Origin of the sequence: Nostoc sp. (assembly GCF_036916975.1) — a bacterium.
In the GTDB taxonomy this organism is placed as follows: Bacteria; Cyanobacteriota; Cyanobacteriia; order Cyanobacteriales; family Nostocaceae; genus Nostoc.
This window is the reverse complement of sequence record NZ_JBALFF010000075.1, coordinates 37641-49489: the sequence shown is the minus strand read 5'-3', so window position 1 is coordinate 49489 and position 11849 is coordinate 37641. Positions and strand designations below refer to the sequence as shown.

The 11849-nt window shown below is 43.1% G+C and carries 8 protein-coding genes and 1 pseudogene; 6 read left to right on the top strand and 3 right to left on the bottom strand.

Annotated features, from left to right (window positions below):
- Positions 1-91 precede the first annotated feature (91 nt).
- Positions 92-3112, top strand: a pseudogene (locus tag V7K73_RS18370) (response regulator); the annotation flags it as partial.
- Between the two features lie 437 nt (positions 3113-3549).
- On the opposite strand, the gene V7K73_RS18365 reads toward V7K73_RS18370, so the two are convergent.
- Positions 3550-4230: a tetratricopeptide repeat protein gene (locus V7K73_RS18365; protein WP_334882000.1), complete on the bottom strand. Its 681-nt coding sequence runs from the start codon at positions 4228-4230 to the stop codon at positions 3550-3552.
- Positions 4231-4831: 601 nt separating this feature from the next.
- Here V7K73_RS18365 and V7K73_RS18360 point away from each other — a divergent pair.
- A complete protein-coding gene (locus V7K73_RS18360) occupies positions 4832-5158 on the top strand; it encodes a YbjQ family protein (protein WP_334881999.1) in 327 nt (108 codons plus the stop codon).
- 336 nt (positions 5159-5494) lie between these two features.
- Positions 5495-6127, top strand: coding sequence for a hypothetical protein (locus V7K73_RS18355; protein WP_334881998.1), 633 nt, complete (start codon positions 5495-5497; stop codon positions 6125-6127).
- A gap of 468 nt (positions 6128-6595) precedes the next feature.
- Here the strand turns inward: V7K73_RS18355 and V7K73_RS18350 are convergent, their stop codons facing one another.
- The gene (locus tag V7K73_RS18350; RefSeq protein ID WP_334881997.1) at positions 6596-6856 is read right to left on the bottom strand and encodes a hypothetical protein; all 261 of its coding nucleotides are present in this window, start codon (positions 6854-6856) and stop codon (positions 6596-6598) included.
- A 68-nt stretch (positions 6857-6924) separates the two neighbouring features.
- A complete protein-coding gene (sufR, locus tag V7K73_RS18345; RefSeq protein WP_334881996.1) occupies positions 6925-7611 on the bottom strand; it encodes an iron-sulfur cluster biosynthesis transcriptional regulator SufR in 687 nt (228 codons plus the stop codon).
- A 434-nt stretch (positions 7612-8045) separates the two neighbouring features.
- Here sufR and sufB point away from each other — a divergent pair, with 434 nt between their 5' ends.
- The 3 genes from sufB to sufD all read left to right on the top strand — a co-directional run bounded on the left by sufB (position 8046) and on the right by sufD (position 11835).
- The gene (gene sufB, locus V7K73_RS18340; RefSeq protein WP_334881995.1) at positions 8046-9485 is read left to right on the top strand and encodes a Fe-S cluster assembly protein SufB; all 1440 of its coding nucleotides are present in this window, start codon (positions 8046-8048) and stop codon (positions 9483-9485) included.
- Positions 9486-9586: 101 nt separating this feature from the next.
- On the top strand, positions 9587-10375 hold the full coding sequence (gene sufC, locus V7K73_RS18335; protein WP_334881994.1) for a Fe-S cluster assembly ATPase SufC: 789 nt from the start codon (positions 9587-9589) through the stop codon (positions 10373-10375).
- Positions 10376-10461: 86 nt separating this feature from the next.
- Positions 10462-11835 (top strand): Fe-S cluster assembly protein SufD, encoded by a 1374-nt coding sequence (gene sufD / locus V7K73_RS18330; protein ID WP_334881993.1) that lies wholly within the window; start codon positions 10462-10464, stop codon positions 11833-11835.
- The last annotated feature ends 14 nt before the right edge of the window (positions 11836-11849 follow it).

Here is an 11849-nt window from a genome sequence, read left to right as displayed (position 1 = left end):
GGTAGGAGAGGCTGCCGTAAGCAGCCTCTCCTACCCCCCTAACAATGATTATCATTATTGGTAACTGTATATTTTATTCTCTGGAAGTCCCTTATTTGAGCGGTTTTATCAAGTTAAAGGTGTGAAAGGTCGCACCTTTGAGGGTACGGGCATTGGGCTGTCGCTAGTGCAAGAATTAGTCAAAATGCATGGTGGGACAATCACCGTTGACAGCACCTTCGGTCAAGGCAGTACCTTTACTGTGCAATTGCCAACTGGAAAAGCTCACTTACCCGTAGATTGCCTTAATGCTAGCCAAAACAGTGTTTCTACCGCTTCTGGAGCAATGTCTTATGTTGAGGAAGCTTTAGGGTGGCTCCCGAAAGAAACTCTTGAGCAGGAAGAATTCTCTTCTGCGTCGCTTTGCCCCTTTGCTTCTTCTGCCCGGATTCTGCTGGTGGATGACAACACCGATATGCGAAATTATTTGCGACGGATTCTTAGCGAGTACTACAAAGTGGACGTGGCAATTGATGGTGAAACCGCTCTAGCTGCCGCGTATAACAATCCGCCTGATTTGATCCTCAGCGATGTCATGATGCCAGGAATGAATGGTATTGAGTTGCTGGGGCAGTTGCGGGCTGATTTAAGAACGCGTGAAATTCCGATTCTGCTACTGTCTGCCCGGGCTGGAGAAGAATCGGCAGTGGAAGGATTGGAGTCTGGGGCAGATGATTATTTGGTGAAGCCATTCAGCCGACGGGAATTACTGGCAAGGGTTGCCGCCAATCTAGAGTTAGGACGAGTGCGCCTTGCTTCCAGTCAGCAACGCTTTCGTTTTCTGGCTGAATCCATTCCCCAAATGGTATGGACGGCTGATACAATTGGTCGGGTAGATTATTGCAGCCCCCGCTACCTTGATTACACTGGGTTGACGCTAGAGCAAATCCAGGGGTTCGGTTGGCACAACCTTATCCATCCAGAGGAGCGAGAACACAGTATCTCGGCGTGGACTCAAGCCGTTAAAATGGGCAACAGCTACGAGGTTGAACATCGCTTGAGACAGGCAGATGGAACCTATCGTTGGCATCTCACCCGTGCTTTAGCGATGCTCAATGAAAATAGTCAAATTATTCGCTGGTATGGCACTTGCACAGATATCAGTGAGCAAAAAGTTGCAGAATCTGCCTTACGCCAATCTGAAGAACGCTATCGAACGCTGTTTGAGTCCATTGACGAAGGATTTTGCGTGATCGAAATGCTGTTTGATGAAAACGACACGCCGAACGATTACCGCTTTTTAGAAATCAATCCGTCCTTTGAAAAACAAACGGGACTAAAAGACGTACAAGGCAAAAGGATACGCGAGCTAGCTCCAAATCTGGAAAAGCATTGGTTTGAAATTTACGGCAAAGTCGCCATGACGGGCGAACCCATCCGCTTTGAGAATCGCGCTGTTGCCCTAGAACGTTGGTTCGACGTTTATGCATTCCGCATTGGGCAGCCGCAGCAGCGACAAGTTGCCGTCCTTTTCAAGGATATCAGCGCTCCCAAACTTGCCGAAGCAGCTTTGCGAGAAAGTGAAGAGTTAAAGCAACGAATTTTGGACAGCAGTCATGATTGTATCAAAGTTTTAACGTTAGATGGGCGGGTACTCTACTTGAATCAAGGCGGGCTGCATCTTTTAGAAATTGATGATCCTGCGTCCTTTCTTAACACCGAGTGGATTAGTTTATGGCAAGGCGAAGACCAAGAAAATGCTAAAGGAGCGATCGCTGCGGCCAAAATAGGTAATGTCGGTCAATTTCAGGGTTATTGTGCCACAACAAAGGGTAAGCCGAAGTGGTGGGATGTAATTATTACTTCGGTGCGAAATGCATCAGGAATTATTGCACAACTCTTAGTCGTCTCACGCGATATCACAAAGCAAAAGCAAGCAGAAGCTGAACGCGAACAGCTTTTATTGCGTGAGCAAGCGGCGCGTGAACAAGCTCAGACAGCGAATCGAATTAAAGATGAGTTTTTGGCAGTGCTATCACATGAATTGCGATCGCCCCTCAATCCCATCCTCGGTTGGTCTAAGTTACTTCGCAATGGGACATTAAATGTCGCAAAAACGGCTACTGCTTTGGAAACAATCGAGCGCAATGCCAAACTCCAAGCACAATTAATTGAAGATTTGTTAGATATTTCTCGCATTTTGTCTGGCAAACTCAATTTAGAAATGGCTCCTGTTAACTTAGCATCAACCATTGAAGCGGCTATTGAAACCGTGCGTTTAGCAGCAGAAGCGAAGTCAATTCAAATTCAGAGAGTATTTGACCCAAATATTGGGCAGATTTTGGGAGATTCTGCTCGGTTACAGCAAGTGATTTGGAATTTGCTTACTAACGCTGTAAAATTTAGTTTCGCTGGTGGACGGGTCGAAATTCGCTTAGAGTGCCGAGACTGCCAGGCTCAAATTACTGTTAGCGACACGGGTAAAGGTATTAATCCTGACTTTCTCCCCTACGTGTTTGAATCCTTTCGTCAGGCAGATGCAACAACAACTAGGAAGTTTGGCGGACTAGGGTTAGGGCTGGCGATCGTCCGTCATCTAGTTGAACTGCATGGCGGTACTGTTGAAGTAGACAGTCCTGGAGAAGGACAGGGAGCCATCTTTAATGTCAGGTTTCCTTTGATGAAAGCACAAGGTTCTAGCCAGAAAGCAGAAGAGGACTGCTCATTTTTTACTTTTAACACCTCACCTCTGACAGGAATACGGATACTAATCGTTGATGATGATGTAGATATCCGTGATTTTTTGGGCTTTGTCCTTGAGCAGGCAGGAGCAGAGGTTTCTATTGTGACATCGGCAATAGAAGCACTGCAAGCGGTAGAGCAATCACGACCAGATATTTTGTTGAGTGACATTGGAATGCCAGAGATGGATGGCTATATGCTGATTCGACAAATTCGAGCTATGCCACCCGAACAAGGTGGGCAAATTTTGGCTTTAGCCCTGTCGGCTTATGCTGGAGAAGTTAATCGCCAACAAGCTTTAGCCTCGGGATTTCAGCAGCACGTTGCCAAGCCAATCGACCCAGACGCATTAATTGCAGTCATTCTAGATATGATCGCCAAGGGAAATTAAGCTCTGAGCGCATATTGAGGAGCGCATTTAGATACTTCCTAATAAGCTAAAAATCTTTTAATTTGCATCCTCAAAAAAATTAATCTCTTGTGGGGTGGGCAACATGAGCGCCCTAGTTGTGCAAATTAAAGCAAGGGCAGCTTATCAAGATTAGCAAACTTGATTGATATTACTAGCCATTTGTGCAGATCAATCTCTGACGGAAATTTAATTTTATCGTCAGGATTAGTGCGGTTGTGATTTAACACTTCCTTCCACAAACACATATTGTCAGCAGACATAAAAGAGTAAGACTGACGTGTTACGTGAGTTTATTCGTGAGTTGTCAAAGAAAGTTAGAAAAAGTGAGTAATTGTTAGCTTATTGCCTGCTGTTGATTAACCCTCTAATCTGGAAAATATTTTTGTCGAATTAACAAAACGCCAGTTAGATTAACCTCATCCTCCTAACTGTCGCAGCATGGCTTCTACTCTGTTGACGCCATCTGAGTCATTGCGCCGCTTGTACAAGTCGCGGGCTTTCTGAAGCAAGCTGTTTGCTTGTTTGGTTTGTCGGCGCTGTTTATACATTGAACCCATTAACTCATAAGTCTGGGCGTTGTTCTTATCCAAGTCGATTGCTTGTTGATATGCCCAGCTAGCAGCACTATAGTCTCCCATCCGAGATTGGGTTACAGCCAATCCTAAATAGGCGTTAACGTTGTTACGGTTCAGCTGGATCGCCCGACGGTAGCCTTCTTTTGCCCCAGGCGTGTCGCCCAAATTCGCTTTGATGTAAGCCACGGCGTAGTAAAAATCACTATTGTTCGGGCTGATGGCGATCGCACGACGATAAGATGTTAATGCCGCCTGGTAATTTCCCTGTTGAGCGTATAAATACCCAATACCTGAATGAATTTTAGCATTTTTGGGATCTAGGCTAGCTGCTCGCTGATAAGCTGCGATCGCACCACCATAATCGCCTGTATCCACTAACCTCCGTCCTTCTTCTAATAGTTGCTTTAACTCCGGGTTTTTGCCTTGCGCTACTAATACCTGAGCCTGAGCCACAGAAGGTATAGTCAAGGAAAAACATCCTAATAACACCACACTCAGCACAATTGATGTTGGCTTGTACACAGTAAATTTCCTGAAATTTTAGAGGACTTTTTTCTTGTACATTAAAACAAAAATATGGACTTTTGAAAACTGTATTTCTTCGTATTGATTAAGATGTTAATAATTCATTGACTTTTCCTTTACAATCGGCACACATCACAGAGTTTTTACTGAATTCTCAAGTGTAAGATATCAAGTTTAGATGAAGTTACCTACATATAAATCACTAAGCTAGCAAAATAACACTTTTTTTGTCAGTAGTTATACGTGTGACTCAGAATCCAACAGGCGTTTAGCTCAATTTGAGAAAGCGACCCGCAAATTTCAGTTGTTTTATTTAATAATTTGTTGAGTCTGTGTCCAATTGCTCACATGATACTACCTTTAGTAACCCTCTATCCAGGTGTTTATATCCTTTTTTGGACATGACACGGTAAGATAAATTTAGCAAGCTAAATGTTTTTCAAATGCTGGTTTTTAGCCAGCAAGTGAAAGCGCAAATGCGATCGCAATCTAAAATAGTGTGAGAGAATGTTTATCAAGCTTATATCAATACCAACTAGTTTTGGCTGGGGATTTTAATAATAAATATCAACCTATATACCATCTCGGAGGCTAATTTATGATTATAACTACCACTGATGTAATTCAAGGACCCGTTATTGAGTCCTACTTAGGCGTTGTGACAGCAGAAGTAGTCTACGGCAGCAATTTTTTGCGGGATTTTTTGGCGGGTATTCGAGATATTATTGGTGGACGCACTGGTAGCTATGAGCGTCTATTTGAGCAGGGTCAACGCAAGGCATTAGAAGAATTAGAACAACGAGCACAACGTTTAGGAGCAAATGCTGTGATTGGGATTGAAATTGATACTGGCACAATCAATCTTGACCAGTCAGGAGTTCTTTTGCTGATTACTGCCACAGGTACTGCTGTGAGAATGCGTTAATTTTTGATTATCCTTACTTTTGACAATCGTTACAAATTTTTTTTTTAGTCTAATTGTCTACACAATTAAAACTGGCTTTTCATAAAACTTAATAATTAATTATGTTTTAATTTAAAAATTTAAAATTTATTTTATAAAAATTTATGAATATTTTAATAAATACTAAGAGGCATAGATTTTTGTTAAATAAATCTGTTTTTTCTCACTAAAGATATACCTATTAACTCTTTCTATTGATAGATATAAAAGCAGAGGATTTAGTTATTTAATTTTAAGCATAAAGCATGAATATACCTGAAATAAGCTTTGCTGAAACAGCACTGGAGAACATAAGCTATGTCATACGTAAATCGGACAGGTAATGAAGGTATTGCTACTGAGCCTGTGGTAGCAGGTCGAGTAGCAGAATATCACGATCTTGTTCGCTGGGGGCCGATTATTTCTGGTTTGTTGGTTGCTTTAGCTACTCAATTAATTTTGAGCGCTATCATTGGTGCTTTTGCAGCAGGCGCAGTTGAAGGTTCAGGTGCACCCAGATCAATTGCCCCTAACGCTGCGGGTAATGCGGGGCTTTGGTCAACTATCGCTTTACTAATTTCCCTATTTACAGGTGGTTGGGTTACAGCCCGTGCTTGTGGCCCGATGAACCGCAATACAGCTCTTCTTAACGGCGCAATTCTTTGGGCAACGACTTTAGCCGTTAGCTCATGGCTGTTAGCAAGTGGAGTATCTGGTGCTTTTGGTGTTGCTGCTTCTAACGCTGGGGCAGTGATAAACCAGGTACAACAGCAAGGTGGTGTTAATGTGCCACAAGCAAACATCAGCGCCCAACAAGCTCGTGATGCAGCAGCTAATTTACGTTCGGGATTGTGGTGGTTTGTGTTTGGTTCTTTGTTAGGTTTAATAGCCTCAATGATTGGAGCCGCAACTGGCGCTCGTAGTCCTCGGACTAACAATTACAATGCTTAAATAATTGTTTGACAAACAAAATGTTATCAACTTTAAAAGCACCTTTTCCAAGGTGCTTTTTGTTTATAGCGGTTCACACATACAACCTACGAAGATTCAAAATCAGGACTTACGCAAAAATTCTCTCAAACTCTTATTACTCTGTGTTCTCTGCGTCCTCTGCGGTTCGTTTTTTGGTCATTTTGCGTAAGTCATAAAAACATACGCAGTATTGAGATGCGCTAAACCTATTTAAGTAGAAGAAAGAAGAACGAACCGCAAAGGGCGCAAAGGACACAAAGAAAGAAAGAAGTTAAAAGAGTTTGGCGCAGCCTCACAAAGAAATGGTATAAAGTACAGAAAAAAATAATTAATCACAGATAAACATAGTTATTCGTAGGGATACGGCAATGCTGTGTCCCTCATTTAAATGAGACTTTTTTAGAAGCGAGATATTCTTTATGGCTATTTTTCAATGAAATGCAAACTTTACCATTTCAGGTATGAACCTTCAATGCCCTGTTCACGTCGAATTTTACCATCTTTTTCAAACCAGGCAATTACTTGTTGTGTTGTCAAATCTTCAATAGCAACAGCGTACTCTTGAGCGATATGTTTCAAAAGCTTAAGTGATGAAATTGTCAATCTTGTTAAAAACTTTTCTGGGGAAGACAACAAAGCCGCGTCAACTTTTGCTGATTCTTCTAAAGTTAAAAATTGTGTTGATGGTTGCTGGGTTGGTACATCCATAAATGAAATGCTATCTCAAACTTAGTTGGGGATTGGGGATTGGGGATTCGGTATTAGAAAATGACGAATTACGAATTACGAATTTGTACCAAATAGCCACAACGATGTTCGCCATCAATAATCCAGTGGGTGCGTTCTACGGTACAATCTGGTAAGACGGCTGCAAACATTTCTAATTCATGACCACAGATGCTGGGGAAAGACTCGGCAACGTTGGAAATGGCGCAGTTATGCTCCATTAAGATAAAGCGATCGCTCTTCACACAGTCATTCACATCAACAGGGTGATACTCCGCCATGAAGCCTTCCGCTTTTCTCAACTCTACTAAGTTGGCTACACGTTCTCGCAGTGAACCGTTACCCACGCGATCGCGGTATTCTAGGGCTTTGCGTTGCCACTGTTTCTCTAAAATCGATTTAAATTGATCGTGTCCTACTGTTTCGGCTAAGGTGTCTAGCAACGAAACCGCAAAATTGCCGCTTGCATCACCAAAGCGATCGCTCATTGTTCGATGCAAGCGATCGCGTCCCTGACGACTCAGCTGATAAAGATGCTGCGGACGCCCCATTCCCTGAGCCTGCACTGATGTCGCATACAAAACTAGCTCCTCCGTCTCCAAATCTTTGAGATGGCGACGAATCGCTTGGGGGGTAACCTCTAAAAGTTCAGCTAGCTCTAAAGCCGTTGCTTTTTCGTGTTTGTGCAGATATTCTAGGATATCTTGCTTGGTTGAGGACTGGTGGGTAGTCGCCATCTTATAGTTGCTGCAAGACGTTCAGCGAACGTCCCAAAAATTTATTTGAAAATTTGACCGTACCGATTTGGGATTTGGGATTTGGGATTTGGGATTAAAAAAGTTTTTTGGTACATGCCCCAATGCCACTTACTTTATGCCTCTGGTAAACAAGAGGCTGCGCGATCGTCAATCTAAAACCCTTGAGCCAAGTACCCTTTTGCTTTCTTTCAATCTAAAATTACAAATCTAAAATCCAAAATTGTTTGACTTTGACAACATTGTTGTTGTTAATTTAGCGTAAAATGAAGATAGATTAAACAACATAGCTGTTGTTTTACTCTCCACCACTATTCTAGCAGCCGTGTAACCATTCCGTAACGGGAAATGGGAATCGGTTAGCCGCAGCCCGTCTCCCATCCTAAAAGAGTTCAGAACACGAGAGATTATTACTGATGAGTGCCACTGTCAAAACCTTAGTCAACCAACCCTACAAGTACGGCTTTGTTACAGATATTGAAGCCGACACAATTGAGCGTGGACTAGACGAGGACGTTATCCGCTTGATCTCCTCTAAGAAGAACGAGCCGCAGTTCATGCTGGACTTTCGCCTGAGAGCTTATCGCCAGTGGCAAAAAATGACGGAACCAACTTGGCCTAATGTCAAGTATCCGCCAATTAATTATCAGGATATCATTTATTACTCAGCACCAAAACGCAAGAAAGAAAAACTAAACAGTCTGGATGAAGTCGATCCAACCCTTTTAGAAACCTTTGAGAAGTTAGGCATTTCTCTATCTGAACAGAAGCGACTGGCAAATGTCGCCGTCGATGCAATTTTCGATAGCGTTTCTGTCGCTACTACATTTAAAGAAAAGCTAGCGGAAGACGGCGTTATTTTCTGTTCGTTTTCCGAAGCGTTGCAAGAACACCCAGAATTAATCAAAAAATATTTGGGTAGCGTTGTTCCCATCGCTGATAATTATTTTGCCGCCTTGAACGCCGCTGTATTTAGCGATGGTTCTTTTGTCTATATTCCTAAAGGCGTAAAATGCCCAATGGAACTGTCTACCTACTTCCGCATCAACTCTGGTGATACGGGACAATTTGAGCGGACTTTGATTGTCGCTGAAGAAGGTAGTTATGTTTCTTACCTCGAAGGTTGCACTGCACCGATGTATGACAGCAACCAGCTACACGCCGCCGTTGTAGAACTTGTCGCCCTCGACAACGCCGAAATTAAATACTCCACTGTGCAAAACTGGTACGCTGGCGATGCTAACGGTAAAGGCGGTATTTACAACTTTGTCACCAAGCGCGGTTTATGTCAGGGCGTAAATTCTAAGATTTCCTGGACTCAAGTAGAAACAGGTTCGGCAATTACTTGGAAATATCCTAGCTGTGTGTTGGTGGGTGATAACTCTGTGGGTGAGTTCTACTCGGTGGCGCTGACAAATCATCAGCAGCAAGCCGATACGGGTAGTAAGATGATTCACGTAGGTAAGAATACTCGTAGTACAATTATTTCTAAGGGAATCTCCGCAGGTAATTCTAGTAATAGCTATCGGGGTTTGGTGAAAGTCAATCCGACAGCTATTGGGGCGAGAAATTATTCTCAGTGCGACTCGATGCTAATTGGGGATAATGCCCACGCGAATACTTTCCCTTATATTCAGGTGCAAAATAACGGTGCGAAGGTAGAGCATGAAGCTTCTACTTCTAAGATTGGGGAAGATCAGTTATTTTACTTTGCTCAACGCGGTATTTCTTCGGAAGATGCTATTTCGATGATGATTAGCGGCTTCTGTAAGGATGTTTTTAATCAGCTACCGATGGAGTTTGCTGTGGAAGCTGATAAGTTGTTGAGTTTGAAGTTGGAAGGCAGTGTGGGATAAATGGAAGGAAGGATGAACACAGAGACATCGGTGTTTCTGTGTTTATCTGGAAGAATAACGAACCGCAGAGGCGCAGAGAGCGCAGAGAGAGAAGAGAGAAGATGATTATTGAAAATAGTGAAGTTGTGCTGTCAGTACGGAATCTGGCGGCTAATGTTGATGGGACACCGATTTTGAAGGGTGTGAATATTGATGTGCGATCGGGTGAAATTCATGCGATCATGGGGCCGAATGGTTCTGGTAAGAGTACTTTTTCTAAGGTGTTGGCTGGGCATCCAGCATATCAGGTGACTGGTGGTGAGGTGATTTTTCAGGGGCAAAATTTACTGGAGTTGGAACCGGAGGAACGCGCCAGAAGTGGTGTGTTTTTGGCGTTTCAGTATCCGTTAGAAATTCCCGGTGTGAGCAATTTGGATTTCTTACGGGTGGCGTACAATTCCCGGCGTAAGGCGCAAGGTTTGGAGGAAATAGACGCTTTTGATTTTGACGATTTGATTGAGGAAAAGCTGGATGTGGTGAAGATGAATCCCAGTTTTCTCAGTCGCAGTTTGAATGAAGGGTTTTCTGGTGGGGAGAAGAAGCGGAATGAAATTCTGCAAATGGCGCTGCTAGAACCAAAGTTAGGAATTTTGGATGAGACTGATTCGGGTTTGGATATTGACGCGCTCCGAATTGTGGCGAATGGAGTAAATCAACTGGCAACTCCAGAAAATTCGACAATTTTGATTACTCACTATCAACGGTTACTCGATTATATTGTGCCTGATTTTGTGCATGTGATGGCACAGGGGCGAATTATTACCAGTGGCGGTAAGGAATTGGCGCTGGAATTAGAGTCTCGTGGTTATGACTGGGTGCTGGAAGAATTTGCAGCTGAGGTGGGTGTGTAATGTTTCAATCCCATGAGTTTTAATCCCTGATAGGGATTTTTAATTCCAGCACTACTTAACATTGTAAACCAGTTGACGAGTATCTAATGAGTATTCAAGTTTCTCCCAGTCCAATACCTAATTCAAATTTAGTCAGTTTGACATCGACTCTATTAAATAGAGATGATTATCTGGTTGGGTTGTTAAATCAAGTAACTGCAAATAAAACAGAAGGTTGGTTGCAGGAATTACGCCAAAGTGCTGCTAATTGGGTACGTCACTCAATTATCCCGACTACCCGCGAGGAAGAATGGCGATTTACTGATTTGTCGTCTTTGCGAAAGGTGGAATTTAATCTAGAGGCGGGAAATTTTGCGTCTCTAGAATTTGATATTTTGCCAGAGGCGGCTAATAGTCGTTTGGTATTTGTTAATGGTGTTTTTGCACCGGAGTTATCAGCAGTTTCAGATTTACCATCTGAGATTGTGGTGAGTAATTTGGCTGGTTTGTCTGCGGTTGAGCAGGAGGGTGTACGCCAGTATTTAGCTCAAGCGGAGGGAGCGCAGGAGGTTTTTACTGCTCTGAATACGGCTGGGATAACTGATGCAGCTGTGGTATGGGTGAAGAAGAATGTGGTAGTTGAAACGCCAATTCATTTGGTGTTTATTTCGGTTGCGGGGGAGAGGGCGACGATTTCGCAGCCGCGTTGTTTGGTGGTGGCCGAAAGTGGTTCGCAGGTGACGTTGGTTGAAGAGTATACGAACCGCAGAGGCGCAGAGAGCGCGGAGGACGGAGTTTATTTAACTAACGCGGTTACGGAAGTTTGGGTTGGTGATAATGCTCAGGTGAGTCACACTAGGGTTGAGCAAGAAGGTGCAGAGGCTTTTCATATTGGGAAAACTGCGATCGCACAATCTCGTGATAGTCGATATACAAGTCATGCTATAACTTTAGGTGCGAAGTTGTCACGGCACAATTTGGAAATTTTGCAAACTGGTGAGCAGACAGAAACTACTCTCAATGGGTTGACGGTGATTTCTGGTAAGCAGTTGGCTGATACTCACAGTGCGATCGCACTTAACTATCCTCACGGTACAAGTGACCAATTGCATAAATGTATTGTAGGCGATCGCGCTCATGCGGTATTCAATGGTAAAGTTTTTGTACCCAAACTAGCCCAGTTGACAAATGCAGCCCAGTTGAATCGCAATTTGCTGTTATCACCTAAAGCCAGAGTTGATACCAAACCCCAATTAGAAATTACTGCGGATAATGTCAAATGCGCCCACGGTGCTACCGTTAGCCAATTGGAAGATGACGAAATATTCTATCTGCAAAGTCGCGGAATTGATGAAAATGATGCTCGGAAGTTGTTAATTAACGCCTTCGCTGCTGAAGTCATCAACCAAATACCAGTTCCTTCTCTACGACAAATCCTCTTAAACACAGTCAATAATCTTAAGTCTCTGACAAATGACTAATAACTAATCTACCA

Coding starts and splice junctions, on each gene's coding strand:
- sufD (WP_334881993.1), top strand. CDS start 10,462: ATGAGTATTCAAGTTTCTCCCAGTCCAATACCTAATTCAAATTTAGTC.
- sufB (WP_334881995.1), top strand. CDS start 8,046: ATGAGTGCCACTGTCAAAACCTTAGTCAACCAACCCTACAAGTACGGC.
- sufR (WP_334881996.1), bottom strand. CDS start 7,611: ATGGCGACTACCCACCAGTCCTCAACCAAGCAAGATATCCTAGAATAT.
- sufC (WP_334881994.1), top strand. CDS start 9,587: ATGATTATTGAAAATAGTGAAGTTGTGCTGTCAGTACGGAATCTGGCG.
- V7K73_RS18350 (WP_334881997.1), bottom strand. CDS start 6,856: ATGGATGTACCAACCCAGCAACCATCAACACAATTTTTAACTTTAGAA.
- V7K73_RS18360 (WP_334881999.1), top strand. CDS start 4,832: ATGATTATAACTACCACTGATGTAATTCAAGGACCCGTTATTGAGTCC.
- V7K73_RS18355 (WP_334881998.1), top strand. CDS start 5,495: ATGTCATACGTAAATCGGACAGGTAATGAAGGTATTGCTACTGAGCCT.